This is a genomic window from Chitinophagales bacterium (genome assembly GCA_017303835.1).
GTDB lineage: Bacteria > Bacteroidota > Bacteroidia > Chitinophagales > Chitinophagaceae > JAFLBI01.
This window is the reverse complement of the sequence record JAFLBI010000001.1, coordinates 1,273,704-1,293,136: the sequence shown is the minus strand read 5'-3', so window position 1 is coordinate 1,293,136 and position 19,433 is coordinate 1,273,704. Positions and strand designations below refer to the sequence as shown.

21 protein-coding genes are annotated in these 19,433 nt (G+C 43.9%); 10 read left to right on the top strand and 11 right to left on the bottom strand.

All coding sequences use genetic code 11. From position 1 onward, the window contains the following. Nucleotides 1–4: 4 nt before the first annotated feature. On the top strand, nt 5–1,690 hold the full coding sequence (hutU, locus tag J0L83_05930; protein ID MBN8664087.1) for a urocanate hydratase: 1,686 nt from the start codon (nt 5–7) through the stop codon (nt 1,688–1,690). A gap of 13 nt (nt 1,691–1,703) precedes the next feature. Here hutU and J0L83_05925 read toward each other — a convergent pair whose 3' ends face one another. The 3 genes from J0L83_05925 to J0L83_05915 form a co-directional block, all read right to left on the bottom strand. Continuing rightward, entirely contained in the window at nt 1,704–2,546 is an 843-nt protein-coding gene (locus J0L83_05925; GenBank protein MBN8664086.1) for an AraC family transcriptional regulator, read from the bottom strand. A 34-nt stretch (nt 2,547–2,580) separates the two neighbouring features. Further along, complete coding sequence (locus J0L83_05920) at nt 2,581–3,135, bottom strand: cupin domain-containing protein (protein ID MBN8664085.1); 555 nt, start codon at nt 3,133–3,135, stop codon at nt 2,581–2,583. Between the two features lie 93 nt (nt 3,136–3,228). Then, nucleotides 3,229–3,906 (bottom strand): DUF4397 domain-containing protein, encoded by a 678-nt coding sequence (locus tag J0L83_05915; protein ID MBN8664084.1) that lies wholly within the window; start codon nt 3,904–3,906, stop codon nt 3,229–3,231. 84 nt (nt 3,907–3,990) lie between these two features. Between J0L83_05915 and J0L83_05910 the strand changes: the two genes are divergently transcribed. From J0L83_05910 to J0L83_05900, 3 genes are all read left to right on the top strand, one after another. Then, nucleotides 3,991–5,271: a hypothetical protein gene (locus J0L83_05910; protein ID MBN8664083.1), complete on the top strand. Its 1,281-nt coding sequence runs from the start codon at nt 3,991–3,993 to the stop codon at nt 5,269–5,271. A 74-nt stretch (nt 5,272–5,345) separates the two neighbouring features. Then, nucleotides 5,346–5,675, top strand: coding sequence for a hypothetical protein (locus J0L83_05905; GenBank protein MBN8664082.1), 330 nt, complete (start codon nt 5,346–5,348; stop codon nt 5,673–5,675). A 2-nt stretch (nt 5,676–5,677) separates the two neighbouring features. Beyond that, nucleotides 5,678–5,947 (top strand): DUF3303 family protein, encoded by a 270-nt coding sequence (locus tag J0L83_05900; protein MBN8664081.1) that lies wholly within the window; start codon nt 5,678–5,680, stop codon nt 5,945–5,947. Here J0L83_05900 and J0L83_05895 read toward each other — a convergent pair. Both J0L83_05895 and J0L83_05890 read right to left on the bottom strand, forming a co-directional pair. Further along, nucleotides 5,944–6,549 (bottom strand): hypothetical protein, encoded by a 606-nt coding sequence (locus J0L83_05895; GenBank protein MBN8664080.1) that lies wholly within the window; start codon nt 6,547–6,549, stop codon nt 5,944–5,946. The genes J0L83_05900 and J0L83_05895 overlap by 4 nt on opposite strands. Nucleotides 6,550–6,552: 3 nt before the next feature. Continuing rightward, nucleotides 6,553–6,954 (bottom strand): nuclear transport factor 2 family protein, encoded by a 402-nt coding sequence (locus J0L83_05890; GenBank protein MBN8664079.1) that lies wholly within the window; start codon nt 6,952–6,954, stop codon nt 6,553–6,555. A 57-nt stretch (nt 6,955–7,011) separates the two neighbouring features. On the opposite strand from J0L83_05890, the gene J0L83_05885 reads away from it, so the two are divergent. Genes J0L83_05885 through J0L83_05870 form a run of 4 tightly spaced genes read left to right on the top strand, consistent with a single transcriptional unit; the run spans nt 7,012 to nt 10,726 of the window. Continuing rightward, on the top strand, nt 7,012–7,374 hold the full coding sequence (locus J0L83_05885) for a hypothetical protein (protein ID MBN8664078.1): 363 nt from the start codon (nt 7,012–7,014) through the stop codon (nt 7,372–7,374). Nucleotides 7,375–7,384: 10 nt separating this feature from the next. Then, nucleotides 7,385–8,188: a DUF3667 domain-containing protein gene (locus J0L83_05880; GenBank protein MBN8664077.1), complete on the top strand. Its 804-nt coding sequence runs from the start codon at nt 7,385–7,387 to the stop codon at nt 8,186–8,188. 16 nt (nt 8,189–8,204) lie between these two features. Next, entirely contained in the window at nt 8,205–9,053 is an 849-nt protein-coding gene (locus J0L83_05875) for a cyanophycinase (GenBank protein ID MBN8664076.1), read from the top strand. A 29-nt stretch (nt 9,054–9,082) separates the two neighbouring features. After that, nucleotides 9,083–10,726 carry an AMP-binding protein gene (locus J0L83_05870; protein ID MBN8664075.1) on the top strand — a complete coding sequence of 548 codons (1,644 nt, stop codon included), beginning with the start codon at nt 9,083–9,085 and terminating at the stop codon, nt 10,724–10,726. Nucleotides 10,727–11,012: 286 nt separating this feature from the next. Here the strand turns inward: J0L83_05870 and J0L83_05865 are convergent, their stop codons facing one another. The 3 genes from J0L83_05865 to J0L83_05855 form a co-directional block, all read right to left on the bottom strand. Next, on the bottom strand, nt 11,013–11,864 hold the full coding sequence (locus J0L83_05865; protein ID MBN8664074.1) for a dienelactone hydrolase family protein: 852 nt from the start codon (nt 11,862–11,864) through the stop codon (nt 11,013–11,015). Between the two features lie 63 nt (nt 11,865–11,927). Then, nucleotides 11,928–13,637, bottom strand: coding sequence for a hypothetical protein (locus tag J0L83_05860; protein MBN8664073.1), 1,710 nt, complete (start codon nt 13,635–13,637; stop codon nt 11,928–11,930). A gap of 115 nt (nt 13,638–13,752) precedes the next feature. Continuing rightward, nucleotides 13,753–14,043, bottom strand: coding sequence for an isoamylase early set domain-containing protein (locus tag J0L83_05855; protein MBN8664072.1), 291 nt, complete (start codon nt 14,041–14,043; stop codon nt 13,753–13,755). A 170-nt stretch (nt 14,044–14,213) separates the two neighbouring features. On the opposite strand from J0L83_05855, the gene J0L83_05850 reads away from it, so the two are divergent. Beyond that, nucleotides 14,214–15,479: an aminotransferase class V-fold PLP-dependent enzyme gene (locus J0L83_05850; protein ID MBN8664071.1), complete on the top strand. Its 1,266-nt coding sequence runs from the start codon at nt 14,214–14,216 to the stop codon at nt 15,477–15,479. Here the strand turns inward: J0L83_05850 and J0L83_05845 are convergent. The 3 genes from J0L83_05845 to J0L83_05835 are packed head-to-tail and all read right to left on the bottom strand — an operon-like array spanning nt 15,476 to nt 17,713. Further along, the gene (locus J0L83_05845) at nt 15,476–16,039 is read right to left on the bottom strand and encodes a hypothetical protein (GenBank protein MBN8664070.1); all 564 of its coding nucleotides are present in this window, start codon (nt 16,037–16,039) and stop codon (nt 15,476–15,478) included. The two genes, J0L83_05850 and J0L83_05845, sit on opposite strands and share 4 nt — an antisense overlap. Further along, complete coding sequence (gene murQ, locus J0L83_05840; protein MBN8664069.1) at nt 16,040–16,864, bottom strand: N-acetylmuramic acid 6-phosphate etherase; 825 nt, start codon at nt 16,862–16,864, stop codon at nt 16,040–16,042. It abuts the gene before it with no gap. Between the two features lie 9 nt (nt 16,865–16,873). After that, nucleotides 16,874–17,713 carry an N-acetylglucosamine kinase gene (locus tag J0L83_05835; protein ID MBN8664068.1) on the bottom strand — a complete coding sequence of 280 codons (840 nt, stop codon included), beginning with the start codon at nt 17,711–17,713 and terminating at the stop codon, nt 16,874–16,876. Between the two features lie 94 nt (nt 17,714–17,807). On the opposite strand from J0L83_05835, the gene J0L83_05830 reads away from it, so the two are divergent. Next, nucleotides 17,808–19,397, top strand: a complete 1,590-nt coding sequence (locus tag J0L83_05830; protein MBN8664067.1) for a S41 family peptidase — start codon at nt 17,808–17,810, stop codon at nt 19,395–19,397. Nucleotides 19,398–19,433 lie beyond the last annotated feature (36 nt).

Below are 19,433 nucleotides of genomic sequence, written 5' to 3'. Positions count from 1 at the left end.
TGTTATGAAATACGATCCTATCAAATATGCTACGCCCAAAGGCAATACCCTCAACTGTAAAGGCTGGGTACAGGAAGCAGCATTACGTATGCTCCTGAATAATCTTGATCCTGCTGTTGCAGAAAGACCAGATGATTTGATTGTGTATGGTGGCAGAGGGAAAGCGGCCAGGAATTTTGAAGCACTGGATAAGATTATTGCCGGCTTGAAAATCTTAGAGAACGATGAATCTCTTTTGATACAAAGCGGTAAACCAGTAGGTATCATGAAAACACATGCGGATGCACCGCGTGTACTCATTAGTAATTCGCAATTGGTGCCTAATTGGGCTAATTGGCAGCATTTCACTGAGCTGGAGAAAAAAGGTTTGATGATGTACGGACAAATGACTGCGGGCTCATGGATTTATATCGGTTCACAAGGTATTGTACAAGGTACTTATGAAACTTATGCAGCTGCTGCCGACAAACATTTTGGCGGCACACTCAAAGGAACACTAAATGTAACTGCCGGGCTTGGCGGCATGGGTGGCGCACAACCTCTGGCCATCACCATGAATGAAGGTGTGGCCTTGATTGCAGAAGTAGAAGAGTGGCGTATTGATAAACGTTTGGAGACAAAATACCTCGATGAAAAATTCACAGATATCGATGCGGCGATTGATCAAGCGCTTTTATATAAGCAGCAAGGTGTAGCCAAGAGTATTGGTGTATTGTGCAATGCTGTTCAGCTATTGCAAAGATTGTTGGAACGCAATATCATTCCCGATACTTTAACGGATCAAACTTCTGCGCATGATCCACTCATTGGTTATATTCCACACCAGTTGAGTAATGAAGCTGCCAATGCATTGCGTGCGAAAGATCCAGAAACTTACACACGCATGAGTTATGCATCTATGTATCACCACGTTCAATTGATGGTTGCATTGATGGATAAAGGTGCTATTACATTTGATTATGGCAACAATATCCGCGCACGCGCTGCGGAGTATGAAAAAGAACATGGGGTGCTAGCAGGCATTACCGCAACTGTTGCAGGTAGAAATTTTGATTTCCCCGGATTTGTACCAGCGTATATCCGTCCTTTATTCTGCGAGGGTAAAGGTCCTTTCCGTTGGGCAGCATTGAGTGGTGACCCAGCTGATATTGCTGTAACGGATCAGCTCATTATGGAAATGTTTCCAGAGAACAAGGGTATGTTGCGTTGGATGAAAATGGCCAAAGAAAAAATTGCGTTTCAAGGTTTGCCTGCGCGTATTTGTTGGTTGGGACAAGGAGAAAGAGAAAAAGCTGGTTTAGCATTCAACGAATTGGTACGAACCGGAAAAGTAAAAGCACCGATTGTGATTGGTCGCGACCACTTAGATACAGGTTCTGTAGCTTCTCCCAACAGAGAAACCGAAGCCATGCTGGATGGTAGCGACGCTGTTGCAGACTGGCCCATCTTAAATGCATTGGTGAATACTGCAGGTGGCGCCAGCTGGGTATCACTGCATCATGGAGGTGGGGTAGGAATGGGTTATTCCATTCATGCGGGTATGGTGATTGTTGCTGATGGTACTGATGCAGCTGCAGCCAGATTAGCACGTGTCTTACGCAATGATCCGGGTATGGGTGTAATCAGGCATGCGGATGCGGGTTATGAAATCGCAAGAGTTACTGCAGCAAAACATCAGTTGGGTATGTAAGCTTTAAGGCGTATCAAGCTTGATAATAGCCTTCATTGAGTCCGAAATGCCTTTCAGGCGCACGTTCTTCTATTTCGTGAAAGGCATTCGGGCTAAGACCTGTCAAATCTTTATAGGCTTTGGCCAAATGCTGATGATCATGATAGCCGCACTCTAGGGCAATGCGTAACCAATCAAGATGTGGGTGTGAGTTCTTCAGCCTAAATGCTCGATCAAACTGAATAATTCTTTGATAGAGTTTTGGGTTCACGCCAGTGCGTTCCTTAAACTTTCTTTCCAGCTGTCTGATACTCAAGCATGCTTGACGTGCAATACCATCCACAGAAAGGGCTGAAGCAGGTTTCAGCATTTGTGCAATGGCATCATCAATGGGTAATCTGCTTTTTTTCGCTTTACGAATTAAGCATCGTACTAAATCCTGCACAATGTGCAGCATGGCGGCATAGTTGTGTGCCCTGCGAAGCAATTCATTGGTTTGCTCAAGATTAGCTTGAATAAATGTGCTGGCATCTGCGTATACATTCGTTAGTTCATCAGCAGGTATCCCCGTCAGGCGATACAAAGCTCCGGGCCAAAAAATTACCTGCACCACCAAGAAATTTGCACCGATATATCGGTTGGTAACTTCAGCAAACTGTCCATACAAAACCACCGGTACATTTTTTACTTCCTTTCCGTCTGAAGCATAACTGATTTTCTCCGTATCAAATGGATAAAAAGCAAGGCAATGCTCCGGTCTTGGCGGATATGCTTTGAAAGGCAATGGCTGATTAGCATCAAACTGCAGGTGTACGATGCGCAGCAATTGCACATAATCCGAAATATCGGCAGCAGGTGGAAAGTCTTTGAGTAACAAGCAGCAGGAATATGCAGTTAATATACAGCAAATTTTATAAGGTCAGAGGCGGACCAACCACTTTCATGTCATGTGCCGCGTGAATTCTGTTCATTTCTGCTTCACTGGGTCTTTCTTTAAGGCTATTCATGAGTACGAAAAATTCCTCCATTTTACCCGCAGGCTGTAACATATAAATCAATCTGCCTTTATCCGATAATTGAATCCAGGTATGGGGAATACCGCGAGGAAGAAAAATGGTTTGTCCCGCATGCAATACATGGGTTTCATTTCCTACAACAAAACGGTAGGAGCCATCAATCACTGTGAAGATCTCATCCTGTTTGAAATGGATGTGCAGCATAGGACCAACTTTATCCAGGCCTGTGTAATCAAAAACTGATAACTGTCCGCCAGTATCTTTTGAAGATATCTTCAAATCGTTGGGGTGTACACCCAGAAATTTGATAGTATCCCCGAATCTGGATTTACCAGCATCAACAACAAAGGGCTTTGAATTACTGGTGGGTTCTTGTGCCTGTACAGTTTGTAACAGGGCTAATGCCGGAATCGACATCAGTGATTGGCGGAGGAATTGCTTTCTTTTCATGGTAGGTGTTTGTACCATAAAATTCAAGGGCAATGCCTTTAGCCTATTGGTAAAAAAGCGACAAGTTTTCCTAAAGCCTTCTTCTCCTTAAGCTTAGTTACTGATAAAAGTGAAAGCTGGAATGGTACTTGGGGCTACCGGATTTCTAAAGACATAGGTGTAGCTTTTTCCAGCCTGCAGGGTTTGCGTGCTTGTAGTAATCACACCTACACTACCTGTTGTAAAGGGTGCCCGTGCTTCTAGTGTTACAGAACCCGGATCCACATTTGTATATGCTGCCACGCCGGCTACAGTTTGCTGATCGTTGAAAGACCTGCTGCCGGCAATACTGGTGCCACTGCTTAAGGAGAAGCCTGCATTGCCTTGGGTATTGGCCAGATGCAAAACATTGATTTTGGCTTTACCCGAAGCTGGTACCGGTTCATCAACTGTTTGAGACGCTTTTACGCTTGCACTAAGATCAGCAAACACTACTGTGTTATAGGAGTTTGCAGTAGCGTTGATACTTACTGTTGATAAAGTAGTACTGGCACTACTGCCTTTTACTTCAATGGTTACCGTGCCTGATTTGGTGCTGATATAAGTGCTGGATAATGCATAACTATTGATGGTGGACACAGTTGCACCATTGAACTTAACTTCCATCGCGCCTAGATCGGGTACCCCGTGAATCACCCGCACAAAGGCAGTGCCGGCAGGTGTTTCCGTTTTCTTACAGGAAACAAAACCGAGGGCGAGAAGTAAAGCGGTGCAGCTGAATATTTGTCGCATAATCAAATTTTGATAAAGATATTATTTCGGTTGAAATGCTTTTCTAAAATAGTGCGACTTTGTACATTTAGTAAAACCTAGCACATGAACGCACAGTCCTGGAGCCTGCTGCGGAAGTTTTGCTTCCGCTTCTATGCCATTTTTTTTGCTTTATGGATTATTCCAATGTCAATGGAAATACTACCCGGCATCAATATGCTGATGGGCTATGTGTATGATGGAATAGATGCTGTGTCTAAACTATTCAACCAATGGCTTTGGCACATAGAACCGGCCAAACTGCCCCCCAATGGCAATGGCGATTTTCCTGAAATGTGGATGACAACATTCACGTTTCTCTTACTCTCATTTATTGCTGCATTGATCTGGAGTATTCTGGACAGAAAACGAAGCCATTATCAACGCTTGGAATATTGGATAGTGACAATGGTTCGTTATTTCATCATTTTCAATGGTTTCTCTTATGGGTTTGTAAAAGTATTCGGATTGCAATTTGTTTTTCCTAACCTCAGCCAGCTAGCAACGCCGTTGGGTGATTTTCTGCCCATGCGTTTATCCTGGATGTTTTTAGGGTATTCATATCCATATCAGTTTTTCTCGGGTGCTATTGAATTGTTTGCTGCTTTCTTACTACTGTTCAGACAAACCGCAACCTTGGGTGCTTTGGTTTCTGGTGGGGTTTTCATCAATGTGATGATGCTCAATCTTGGGTATGATATTCCGGTGAAAGCTAATTCCATTATGTTGGTTGTGTTATGTCTCTATTTGCTTGCGCATGAATTGCCCAGATTGATTGCTTTCTTTTTTCGATTGGAAGCAAGGCCCAGTCAGATTTTTATTTTCCCTTTCGAAACCAAGCGGGGTAGAAGAATTGCGCGTGTGGCTAAGTGGACATTGGTCTTATATGTTGTTGGCTTGAATCTTGCCATGGATATTGGTGCAATGGGCAATCAGGAAGCAAAAGCCAGTCCAATCAAACAAGGCATCTACGATGTGTTAGAGCACCAAGTGAACGGCCAATCCATCACACCTGATCACCCGGATTCTGTTTACTGGCAGAATCTGGTTTTTGATGTGGCTTCCGGCGGCAGTATCAAAACAGCCGACACCCGTTTTCGCCAGCGATATGGCCGCAGCTATTTTCATTATAAACTGGATAGTGCCACCAATACAATTGCATTGCGTAAAACAGGTGCAGATAGTTTGCCACTCCTGCAGTTCCGCTATCAATATCGGGATAGCGTTTACCTCGTATTGAGCGCCTATCCGGATTCCAGTGCCAGAAAGCTATTACTCAAGCGCAGGTTAAAGGGCTTTCCCCTTGCAGAAAAGCAGTTTCATTGGATTTCTGAACAAAACCGTTGATGTTTTTTACCAAAAAATCCTAATTTACTGCTGCGCGAAGGACCTGTGCATTAGCCAATACACAAACGATTGCCATGAGCCAGACAATGGTTATTGATGCCGTGCTACTCAAAGAATGGGTAAGAGAACGCCTTTCTATTGAAGCAATTGAACAGCGTTTACAACAAAAAGGCCTGGATCTGGAATCCATTCAAGCGCATATACAGGCGTACAAAAAGCATTGCAATGCACAAAAGCAATTCAATGGTTTCATCTTTTTGGGCATAGGTGCTTTCATGGGTTTTGTAAGCTGTGTACTAAGCCTAACCAATCCCTGGCCCGAATGGTACAATTTCATTCTCTTTGGATTTACCGGTTTGGCTGTGACATTAATTTTTATCGGACTCTACTGCATATTCGAATAGCCATGCAATACATGGTCATTGAAAAATTCATTCCAGGCAGGGTCAAAGACCTTTACCAGCGTTATGCAGAAACGGGAAGGATGTTACCAGAAGGTGTACAGTATCTCAATAGCTGGATAAGTAAGGATCTTAGATATTGTTATCAATTGATGGAAGCAGATTCCATAGACAGTTTGAATTTGTGGATTGCGAACTGGGATGATCTGGCTGATTTTGAAGTCGTACCTGTTATCAGTTCTGAAAAAGCCAGGACAAAAGTGTTGGGACATTAGCCAAGTACATAAATGGAAATCGTGTGTTCATCAATTTCCATAGTAGTTGCTGCTTTTACATAAGGTGCAATGATTTGCACGAAATCTCTGGCAATGATTCTTTGTGGTGTTGACAGTATCATGACTGCTTGCTGCGCAGTATAATGTTGAATCAAATTCAGCAGCCCCTTGAAATCCTCATCTTTGTAATTCACATCACTCAGCAAAACACATTCTGCAGAAGGCCATGCTTCATGTTGATACCAATCAAATTGTTGGTATTCTACATTGTTATGTTGCTGAATATGATATTGGTTGAACCAATGCATCGCATCATCGGCATGATCGGTAATCAGCACATTTTTAGCGCTGGCTGCAGTAAACAATGCTGGTAAGCCAAGACCTGCGCCAAATTCCACCACATCTTTATCAGTATAGTATTCCGGATGGCTTGCCAGATATTGGGTAAGGGCTTTTGCAGCAGGCCATATTCTTGCCCAGAAAGGAAAAGGGGCTTGCGGTTCTTGTTGGCGATACCATGCCTGCACTGCATTTTCCCCCGGAAGCTGAAGTGTAATGGTTTTATCACCAATAATAAAGTGCTCGGTAACAAATGGGAACATGTACTACTGAATGAAGTACACTTTGCTGATCTTTCCTTTGCTAATCGTATAAACGGCAATGGCTTTCAAAGGTTGAGGGCCAAATCCGCTTACGCTTTCATGGTCGATCACGGTATTGCCTTCAACAATTCTGTTCACCAGTGTACAATGCAAATTGGGTACTTGTTGAAACATAGCCCCATACTCTTTGCGCATGGCTTCTTTACCCTTGGAAAGTAGCTTAGCAGGAAAAGCATAGATCTCCACACTATCGCTATAAGACTCCAGGAAGGCATCGATATTTCTGGAGTTGTATGCATCCAATTGTGCCTGAGCCAGTTGTTCGGGTGTCTTGCTGTTTTGTGCACTTGCTTTGGTTAAGCCAAAAAGGGCCAGCATCAGAAAGGGTAGAAATCTTTTTCGCATTGGCTAAAATTAGGTAATCCCATATCAGAAAATTGGTATTTTGTTACAAATTATTTTATGCAACTGCACCTGAGACTATTCGCAACTGCGCTCTTATTTAGCTGTGCTGTAATGGCACAAACCGAAAAGCCCAAGTCCATACACCAAAAGAATCCAAAGCAACCTGTGCAAGTGGTGGAAGCTTCTTGTGGACAATGCAAATTCAAGTTGCCGGGTAAATCTTGTGATCTGGCTGTTCGCATAGATGGCAAAGCATATTTTGTAGATGGTACCAAAATAGATGACCATGGAGATGCGCATGCAGAAGATGGTTTTTGTGAAGCTATTCGAAAAGCTGAAGTGCAAGGCACCCTTGTAAACGGTCGTTTCAAAGCAACTTATTTTAAACTCTTACCTGAGCAAAAAGCCGGGAAACAATAATTCCAATAATATGCAAGCAAGCATTTGTCAGAATTGTGGAACAAAAATGGAATCAGGTTATCGTTTTTGTCCTAATTGTGGTCAAACAGCAGAGACGCACCGTTTTACCATGCCACATTTTCTGCATGAAGCAGGTCATGCTTTTACACATGCAGATAAGGGCATATTTTTTCTGATCAAAGAGTTGGCAATTAAGCCCGGTATTGTGCTCAAAGAGTACATTATTGAAGGGAAGCGCAAGCGTTATTTCAATCCCTTCACATTCATGTTACTAATGTCTGGTCTGCTGCTGTTTTTTACCATTGTTTTTAAGCCTTATGATACAGATACGATGGGCATGACAAAAGCTGATGCAAAACAGTACTATGCCCAGATGCCTCAGGCGCAGAAGATAATGGAAAGGCAGAAAAGATTTGCTGTATTTATGGAACAGAATACGAAAATCATATCGCTGATTTCTGTGCCAATGACGGCTTTTATTTTCTGGTTATTCTTCCGAAGGAAAGGGTTGTATTATGCGGAGCATTTGGTGGCGGCATTGTTTCTCACAGGCTTTTTTACCATATTCAATACCCTGATGACGCCTGTTCTGGCAATGCTAAAGGGGTCTGCTGTATACCTTAATGTGAGTCTATTGCCCTTAGTCTTTCAGGTAATTTATTTTGGGTGGGCCTATTGTCCATTTCTGGCTGCACAAGGCAAAGTCCAAAAATGGAAAGTGTATGGTGTATCCTTAGTTAATGTGCTCGTATGGTCGCTGCTTTGGGTATTGGTAGGTGCAGTGTATATGGTGGTTTCATTTATCAATGGGTAATCTGTTAACCTCTGCTATGAGTAGAATTGGACAAATCATTGCTGCATACTTGTTTGTAGTATTGATGGTAACACAAGCTAATGCGCAAGCAAAAGGAAAACTCTTCATCATTGGCGGTGGAGATCGTACTACAGGCTTGATGCAATGCATGGTGCAGGCTGCTGGTATGCAAGACAAAGATTATGTGGCTGTATTGCCAATGTCGAGTGCAGAACCCGATACTGCTTTTCATTATTTTACTGAAGACTTGAAGCAGGTATACAAGGGTAAAATTCTACAACTGCATTTCACCAAGGCTGATACAGCCAATCAGGAGAAACTACAACAGTTATTGCAGGCAAAACTCATTTTCATTACCGGCGGAGACCAGGAAAGATTCATGCGGGTGGTAGCCAATACACAGATTGAAAGAGCCATTCAGCAAGCTTATGCCAAAGGCGCCATGATTGCTGGCACTAGTGCCGGCGCTGCCGTAATGAGTGAACACATGATTACAGGCAATGAATTAACAGATACTGTGTACAGACCTACTTTCAGAAAGGTTTGGCACAACAATATTGAACTGTCGCGCGGTTTGGGTTTGATTCGTTCAGCCATCATTGACCAGCATTTTATTGTGCGTAGTCGTTACAACCGCCTATTCAGTGCGATTGCCAAGTATCCAAACCTGCTGGGAATTGGTATAGATGAGGCTACTGCAATTCTGGTAGAAGGCAATACTGCCACAGTTTGTGGCGAAAGTCAGGTAGTGGTGATGCGGGATATCCGAGGACTCAATACCACAGACCCAAAACGCGTGTATTGGGATAGTCTGCAAGTGTCTTTATACATATCCGGACAGTCCTTCTCCTTGCGCACACCATAATTTTCTGTATTTTGGAACAAACGATTGTTATGCCCCCAACTTCACCACTTGGGCAGTTCCTGCATTGGGAAGCTGCTATACCGCATGATATCTTTCTTCGTCAGCCATTTAATGGTCAATGGACTACATGGACCTGGGCGGAAGCCGGACAAGAATGTCGTAAAATGGCCAATGCCCTGCGTGCGATGGGCTTACCTGAGCGTGCACATGTGGCTATTCTGTCTAAGAACTGTGCACATTGGATTATGGCTGATATCGCCATCATGATGGCAGGATATATTTCTGTTCCCATTTATCCAACCTTATCTGCATCATCTATTGAGCCGATTCTCATACATAGTGATACTGCTGCCATTTTTGTTGGCAAGCTGGATGATTATGCTTCGCAGAAAGATGGTATTCCAGCACATATTCAAAAAATCGGGTTTGATATGTATGATATGCAGGATGGTACAGCCTGGACTGAATTGATCAGTCAGCATGCACCTGCAGAAGACTTATACTACTGGCAATATGATGATCTGATGACCATCATTTATACATCAGGCACCACTGGAGCACCAAAGGGTGTGATGCATACAGCAGGCAACTTTAATGCAACCATGCAGGCTGCGATTAGTGAATTGCGCTTGCCACCAAGACCGCGTTTATTCTCTTATTTGCCCTTTAGTCATATTGCAGAACGCATTGGAATTGCTACTAACGCTTATTATAGTGGCGGAGTGATTTCATTTGCAGAATCACTCACCACGTTTGCACATGATGTGGCTTCTGTACAACCAGATATCTTTTTTGCAGTACCGCGCTTATGGGGCAAGTTCCGCGAAGTAATTCTCAGCAAAATGCCACAAAGCAAACTCAGTTTCCTCATTTCTATTCCACTCCTGGGTAATGTGGTGAAGAAAAAGATCAGGCATAAACTTGGCTTATCAAAAGCTTCGCATATCTATAGTGCTGCAGCACCCATTTCTGTTGATATGATCAAGTGGTTTGATAAACTGGGTGTGAAGATTACGCAGGCCTTGGGTATGACAGAGGATTGTGTATATGCACACTTTGAGCGTCCGTTCGACAGACGTATGGGTTCTGTTGGAAAGCCATTCAAAGGCCTGCACGTGAAAATCTCTCCGGAAGGAGAGCTGCGCGTAAAAAGCGTGAGCAATACCAAGGGTTATTATAAAGAACCTGAACTCACGAAAGAGCTGTTCGATGAAGAAGGCTATCTGCGTACCGGCGATTTGTGCGAATACGATCATGACGGATTCTTATTCATTACTGGCAGATTGAAAGATCAGTTTAAAACGGATAAGGGTAAGTATATTTCCCCAGCGCCTATTGAAGTGAAAATGCTCGCCAACCCTGATGTGGAACAAGCTTGTGTGGTGGGCATGGGTATTCCACAACCTATTGTGTTGGTTACTTTATCTGAAATAGGTAAAGCCAAATCGAAGGCTGAAGTAGAAGCCAGCTTATTGGAATCTATCGCTGCAATCAATCCAACATTGGAACATTATGAGCATCTGGAAAAAGCGGTGGTAATGCGTGAACCATGGTTAATTGATAATGGTTATCTCACACCTACCATGAAAGTGAAACGCAATTATGTAGAAAAATTGCACCAACAGTTTTATCCGCAATGGTTTCATACTGCAGAAGCAGTAGTGTGGGAATGATGTATCATATTTAACATCAAATAGACCGCAGACTGAAGTCTGCGGAAATAATATTGCCACGAACATAACGTCCCCGCAGGGTCTCATGAAATTGACCCTGCGGAATTGTTTATACCAGCATGTTTTAAGTAATGAAAGTTTTTTGAGTACTTCTTGACCTCACCTCCCTTCGCTAAAGCTACGGAAGGCAGGCCCCAACCCAAGACCTTCGCTAGAGCTACGGTTTGTGAACCTCTCCAAGGGAGAGGGGGAGCCTTTGGAACTTAATTAGAAGAACAGATTTGATTTACCCCAAATACTTCTTAAAAAAATCCATGCTCCGCTGCCAGGCCAATTTGGCTGCTGCTTCGTTGTAGCGGGTAGGCGCTGTATCATTATGGAATGCATGATTCACTCCATCATACATGTATAATTCGTAGTTGATATTGTTTGCTTTCAATGCTGTTTCATAGGCTGCTGCACCTGCATTCACTCTTTCATCCAAACCTGCATAATGCAATTGTACCGCTGCTTTGATATTGGGCACTTTTGCTGTATCCGGCTGTCTACCATAAAACGCAACCGCAGCTTTCAGTGAAGGCACTTCAACAGCCAATGAATTGGCCATAGCACCGCCCCAACAGAAACCAACACAACCATATTTGCCGGTCACATCTTTACGTGTATTGAGGTAATCAAATACACGAATGAAATTCTGTAAGCTATCTTCTGCTTTTAATTGTTGAAACTTTTGTCGGGCTTCATCTTCATTGGCAGGTGTACCACCCAATGGCGCCAATGCATTGGGCGCAATAGCCAGAAAGCCTGCTTTGGCTGCTCTGCGCGCCACATCCTCAATATGGGCATTTAATCCTCTGTTCTCGTGAATGATCACCACCGCCGCATATTTGCCTTTCTTTTCAGGTCGTGCAACATAGGCTTTCATCTCGCCTTGAACACCGGCATAAGTGATGTACTCCGTCATCAAACCATCTGTAGGTGTTTGATTGGCTCCGGCCGCATTCACTTCAATCAGCGGTAATACAGCCATTGCAGCTGTCACACTTCCTGTTAGCAGGGTTAGTCGCTTTAAGAATTCATTTCTGGAGAGCGGCTTATGGGTGTACTCGTCGTAGAGATTGATAATTTCCTGATTCATAGCAGCAGTTTTGAGTAAGGTAATCTGTTTACTTGCTTTCTAATGGATTTTTACACCAATGGTTTAGTAACGCCAGCTTTTGATATCAGCACCAGCAGGCGGGTTGGCCAATAATTCTTTCGTCCACTTGTTGATAAACATGCTGTGGTAACGCAACCTGCTGATATAATTGGGTTGTGTATGATCTCCATTCCAGCAATGTTCTGCACGATCGCCATAATCTACTTCACAATTGCAGGAAGGATTCTTTAACTGCTTCAGCATATCCTCTGCTGTGTACACGGCATTGTTGAGGTAAAAATTATCCATATCGCCCACATAAATATGGATCTTGCCTTTGAGCTTTTCACCAATCTTCGGCCAATCGCGCTGAATGATATGGGTGAGGTCATAATTGTCGCGCCAGTATTGCGCTACTTCAGGATCAATCACACCGGTATACTTATCGTAAATTCTTTTCGGATAACCATCTGCACCATTGGGCGAGAATACTGCTTCCCAGATATCAAACTGATCACCACTACGGCTCTTGGTGCCTAATGCCAGCTCACGATGATTCATGTCTTTCACAGTTGCACTCACATGACCCAAATAATTTCTATGCCCCGGGCGCAAAGTTTTTTTGAAATCACTTTCCAGGTAATAAGCATTTTTATCCTTGTAGATATTCATGGTGACGTAGTGATTGAAATCAATGGGGTCTGGACAAGCAGCATAGCAGCCATTATACGCTTCAGGGTAGAAGACTTGTGCGGCCAATGCTTCCCATCCACCTGTACTGCCACCGTATAAAAATCTTGCCCAGCCCTGGCCAATACCACGAAATCGTTTTTCAATTTCAGGTATCAGTTCATAGGTAATCGCATCGCCGTAAGGCCCCATGTTGGCAGAATTCACCGCATAGGAATCATCGTAGTAAGGAGTGGCGTGCTGTATTTCAATCGCAATTACTCTGGGAAAATTCGGGCCTGTCCACTGTTTGTAAAAATCATAGGCTTCCTGTTGTACGATCTTGTTGTAACCAATCAGGTTAAAACGTTTTACCGTATCAGGCTTGAGGTTAGGATCAGGCGGTGTGGTGCGAAAGCCGCCAAAGTCTTCCGGAAAATGGCCATGGAAAATGGCAAGTGGATAACGTACATCAGGATGTTCATCAAAACCTTCTGGCAACAAAATATGCGCACCTAAATACATCGGCCTGCCCCAAAATTCTGTCAGCAATTTGCTTTGAATTTTGATGTGTTTGATATACTTGGTGTCTTTCGGTTCTTCAATAGGTGGTATGATTTTATCCAATTCAACGATGGCAATACTTTTAAAACGTGGATTCACTGCCATACGCTTGGGTGTAGAGTAAGGATTGCCCGGCGCAAGGTTCCAGTGTTGTCCTTCACCTCGATCCATGGGCAGCTTTACAACTTTGCCATTCTTGAGGTGAAAGGTTTCGTATTTGTGAAAGACCACTTGTACGGTATAATTCCCCGCAGGGATTGCAGATAATTTTTCTATGGGATAACCAAATACATCCTTGCCTTGTACAGACAGGGTAGTACCCGGTGCCCAATTTTCTACATCCATACCAAAGACCATTTGGGTTTCTGGTCCGTCTGCAATTTGAAAACGTGGCTCACCACTAGTTTTCTTCGATAAAAGCAGCAAAAGTCTGCCGTCTAAATTTTCTTTGTAATATTTAGCAGGATAGGGTACACGAAACAATTGTGCAGTACTGGTCAGCACCAAAGTGCTGAAAAAACAAAGAAGCAGGTATCTCATGGCAAATGATTGATACAGAAAATTAAGCCTTAATACCTGTTCAGCAAAGGGCAATAAAAAACTGCATCCGGCTGCCCCCGCGCGCCATGATGCAGTTTAACCAGTTGTGATGCTATTACAATACAATCACACTATTGCTGCCGCCGTACACATTGGGTGCTTGGCTGTCAGCTTCCGGTTCGTTTAACCACTCAGATTTGTTCACCAAATACTTGAACTCATGCGTGCTGTTCTTAGGCAGCTGCACATCAGCAGTGAAGTTACCATCTTTTTTCTTGCTCAGAACGATAGAATTTTCCCAATCGCTGTTGAGGCCAAGTACTTCTACTGTTTCTGCATTTTCTACTTGAAAAGAGAATTTTACTTTACAGTAGTCTTTGGTTTTGTAATATGTTTTCTGAATCATGTGTAATGATTTGGTGAAAAATGGGTTGCTTGCTTGCTGCTTAATACGCCCTTTGAAAAAAAGTAACCCGGCGAAATGATGATTTTTTCATCAAGCCTTTGGCCTACTGTAGAACTTGTGGAAAACCTTGAAAATGCGGGTTTCTTTGTTGAAACTTCTTAAATTGAAGCATGGACAAACGTCGTTTTCTCAAGCAAATCTCCTTGTTGAGCGCTGGTTCGCTAACGGGTGTTAGTCAGCTAAATGCATTAATGGCTGCTGCTAAAAATTTACCTGCACAAGAGCTGGCCGGGGAAGAAGATTTCTGGGCCATTATTCGTAAAGGCTACCGCTTGAAGCCAGATTATATCAATCTGGAAAACGGGTATTACAATTTTTTGCCTGAAGCGACATTAGAGAAATACATCGCGCATATTCGCGAAATCAATTATCAGGGTTCTTATTACATGCGTACCGTTCAGTGGGATAATAAGAAACGCATGGCCGCAAAATTGGCCGCTATCGCGGGATGTTCACCTGATGAATTGATCATCACCCGCAATACCACAGAATCGCTGGATATGATTATTGCGGGACAAAACTGGCAGGCCGGAGATGAAGCCGTGATGGCAGAGCAGGATTATGGTGCGATGCTGGATATGTTCAAACAAGTGGCGAAGCGACATGGCGTAGTGAATAAAATCATTTCAGTTCCTACTCATCCAAAAGACGACGAGGAGATTGTTCAGCTATATGCTAATGCTATCACGCCTAAGACAAAACTGCTAATGGTATGTCACATGGTGAATATTACCGGACAGATTTTGCCCATTCGAAAAATAGCAGACATGGCGCACGCACGTGGCGTGAAAGTATTGGTGGATGGTGCCCATGCATTTGCACATTTCCGTTACAATATTCCAGATCTGCATTGCGATTATTATGGTGCATCCTTGCACAAATGGCTAAGTGTGCCCTTAGGTGCAGGTATCCTCTATGTAAAGCGAGAAGAGATTGACCATGTGTGGCCACTGATTGCCGAAGGCGAACGCAAGCCCGGCGATATCTCTCGCCTCAATCATATTGGTACGCATCCGGTGCATACAGATTTAACGATAGAAGACGCCATCGACTATTATCAAATGATTGGTCCCGAGCGCAAGGAAGCCAGATTGCGTTACCTGAAAGATTATTGGACTTCCCGCGTGAAAGACACACCGAATATAATTTTAAACACACCATTGGATCCTGCACGTAGTTGCGGTATCGCCAACGTGGGCATCAAAGGCATCAAGCCGGCAGACTTGGCGAAACAATTGATGGATCGATTTAAAATATTTACAGTAGCGATTGATTACAGCAATGTGCATGGTTGCCGTATTACGCCGAATGTGTACACCACAACAGCTGAGTTGGATGTATTTGTTACTGCATTAAAAACTTTGGCTAGCGCTTAGTTTAAACGATTGGTGAGCTGCTCATCAATCTTCTTGAAGAGATGATAGGGCTTGTAGGTACGCCATTCCAGTATCTCCATCAATTCGATGAAGTAATTCAATTTACGTTTGCGAAAATCGTATTGGGTAGCTTCGGGCATATTGAGGGCAACTATCCAGCCTTCAGCGTCACTCACTTCTTCATACCATTCTTCGTAATAGTCTTTATCGCCGCTGTGAAAATTGAGTACGTTCTCTGTTATTAAGATAAACTTTGAAATGCCTTCCAGTGCCAGCTTCTCCATCACTTCACGCTTCAACTCCATGATATCATTCTCTATGGCATCATTCCACTCGCCAATCAATTCAATGATGGCAAAGTGCAATTCGTAATCAACGTAGATAATCTTGAGATAAAGCGTTTTGCTGCCAAAATCATCCCACTGTGGGTGGATATAGTAATTGTACACTGTTTGAGAAAACTCAAACTCACTATAGGTTCTGCCGTAAAAAGGGGAGCGGGGATCTTCTTCCGCTATATAAATATGACGCCAGTTGTAAAATGGTTCAAGATGATGCATTTACTGTTCTGATTTCCTTGCGTCAACAGCTTTCTTTACACTGCCATGTGTCAACAATAGATCCTTGGCTTCTTCGTAATTGCTCAGTCCTAATTGTTCCATCACCATGCGCACACCACGATCTACCAGCTTTACATTGCTCAGCTGCATGTTTACCATCTTATTGTCTTCCACACGACCTAATTGAATCATCACTGCAGTAGAAATCATGTTCAGCACCAGTTTCTGTGCTGTACCACTTTTCATACGGGTACTACCCGTTACAAATTCTGGTCCTACCACCACTTCAATGGGGTAGTCAGCCACTTTGGATAAGGGACTATTCGGATTACAACAAATACTACCGGTTGCAATGCCTCTTTTGCGGCATTCTTCCAATGCACCAATCACGTAAGGTGTTGTACCACTGGCTGCTAAACCAATCACCACATCCTTATCGCTCACGAAAAATTTCTCCAGATCGGCCCATCCTTGTTCCTTGCTGTCTTCTGCAAATTCCACAGCTTGTGTAATGGCTTTATCGCCACCGGCAATCAAACCAATCACCAATCCATAAGGCACACCGTAAGTGGGCGGACATTCACTCGCATCCACAATGGCCAGGCGTCCACTCGTACCGGCACCGAGGTAAAACAGTCTGCCACCGGCCAACATTTTATCTGTAGCTACAGCCACCAGTTTTTCAATCTGCGGAATGGCTTTCTCCACAGCCTGTGGCACCAGTTTGTCTTCGTTATTGATGTTCACCAGAATTTCATCCAGTGTCATTTTCTCCAGATGTCGGTATTTCGAGGGTTGTTCGGTAACCTTAACAAAATTGTTCATGTTCGTCGCTTAACGGTGGTATGCAATCAGTCCGGTCATCGGTGCTTTCAGCACTTTGCCTAACTCCAATTCATAAGTGTTGCAAAGGTCTTGCAATACATCGCGAAAACCAAATGCAATACTGCCTACAAAATGAATCGGCAGGGTCCAGCTTTCGCGGTATTTATAGAGGTGGTTAAAGAAAAAATCGTTTAGTCCGTCTTCAATAATGTTCTCCACCATGTAATGCCCCCGATTCTCAGCGAGGAAAATGGCAAAAGAAGCGAGGTAGCGGTTGGCCAATGGCTTTTTGTACACGTTCTCCAGAATTTCTACCGGGGTAGTGGTGAAGCGTGCATCAAAGCGAGCGCGCAGGTCTTCATCAAAAGTTTGATACAGATAGTACTGTACCACTTTCTTACCCAAATAAGCGCCGCTGCCTTCATCGCCCAGCACATAACCAATGCCCGGACTATTCTTGGCAATTTTCTTGCCATCAAAATAGCAGGAATTAGAACCTGTACCCAAAATACAGGCGATGCCTTTTTCCTTACCACACAAAGCGCGTGCAGCCGCCACTAAATCGGTATTGGCTTCCAGCTTGGCTTTGGGGAACAATTGTTTCAGGGCTTTCTTGATGATGGTAACATTATTGGGATTGCTGAGTCCTGTACCGTAGTAATACACTTCCTCCACCGCCACTTTTTTCAGTTTGGGTAGCAGCTCTTTGTTAAGCAGTTCCACAATCTGGGCCTGGTTCAGAAAATAGGGACTGATACCTTGGGTGTAGAGGGTCTTTTTCTTGCCGTTCTGCAGCAGGCACCATTCGCATTTGGTGGCACCACTATCTGCAATCAGTTTCACAGCCATACAGATGGGTTTTGGCAAACATTTCAACCTGCCCCATTCAACATTAATGCAGATATTCGTGTTTGAATGCGACAAGATACAAAGAAGCTGAGTTATGGGAAGTAAAAAAATGCAGGTTTGGTTGCCTCTTTTGCTGGCCGGATTGCTGGTGGTGGGCATGCTGATTGGTTATCAGCTGCGCGATAAAACAGCCGGTGTACGCTTTTTCGGTACACAACGCAGGGGCAGTATTCAGGAAGCCATTGATATCATTACCAATAAATATGTGGATCCGGTGAAAGGCGATAGCCTTACCAATCTGGCTATGGAAGAATTGCTGGGCAATCTCGATCCGCATTCGGTCTATATTCCGCCTGCCGATCTCAAGGATTTCAATGAGGAATTGATGGGTAATTTTCAGGGTATTGGCGTAGAATTTCAGCAGTTTCATGATACAGTGCATGTGTTGAATGTGATCAAAGGTGGTCCCTCTGAAAAAGCTGGTCTTAAGGTAGGTGATCGATTGGTAAAAGTGAATGATTCCATCTCACTCGTGAAGATTGATCCAGATCAGGTGCGTAAATATTTGCGCGGTCCCGGCGGCTCTCTGGTAAAAGTTGGTTTTCTGCGCAATGGCAAGCTGAGTGCTGTGAACATTACCCGTGGTACCATTCCGGTTTCTTCTATTGATGCAGCCTATATCGTTTCTCCGGGCATTGGTTTCATCCGCATCAACAAATTTGCTGAGCGCACGTATGAAGAGTTTATGAGCAATCTGGAGCGTTTGCAGAAAGCAGGCATGCAGCAACTGATTCTGGATCTGCGTGGCAATGGAGGCGGACTCATGAACGAAGCCACAGATATTGCGGATGAGTTTCTGGATGGCGATAAACTGATTGTGTACACACAAGGCGATAAAGTAGCACGTTACGATTACCGTTGTCAAAAAGAAGGTTTGTTTGAAAAAGGCAAGCTGGTGGTGTTGATTGATGAAACATCCGCTTCTGCCAGTGAGGTATTGACGGGTGCTTTACAGGATTGGGACAGGGCCACCATCATTGGGCGCAGAAGTTTTGGTAAGGGTTTGGTGCAGCAGCAGTTTCAGTTGAGTGATGGCAGTGCCATGCGTTTAACCATTGCGCGTTATTATACGCCACTGGGTCGCAATATTCAGAAGCCATATGAAGAAGGGAAGGAGAAGTATCAGGAAGAACTGGCAGAACGCTTTCACAACGGAGAGGTATTAAAGGGAGATAGCATCAAGCAAAAAGGCAAAGCGTATAAGACACCTGCCGGCAGAACAGTCTATGGTGGTGGTGGCATTACGCCCGATGTGTTTGTACCATTGGATACCACCAGCTTGGATGCACCGGCCATGCGTTTTTACAGAAGAAATACCCTGGTCAATTTTGTATACGAGTATTACACCAAGCATCAGGGCTTTTTTGCGCAGTTCAAAGATCCATTGGCTATGGCAGGTGGTTTTGTGCCCGGCGAACAGGAATGGACAGCTTTGAAGGGTTTTGCAGCACGTGATAGTATTGCCATGGATGGGGTAAGTGCACGCGATAAGCAGGTGCTGCTAAAACGGATGCAGGCCTTGATGGCCAGACAGATCTGGCGCAATGAGGGCTATTTTGAAATTATGAACAGGCAGGATATGGCTGTGCAGAAGGCTTTACAGGTATTACAGGCGAAAAACTAGGGATTTTGCTATTTTTACGACCGAGGCTGATTAACC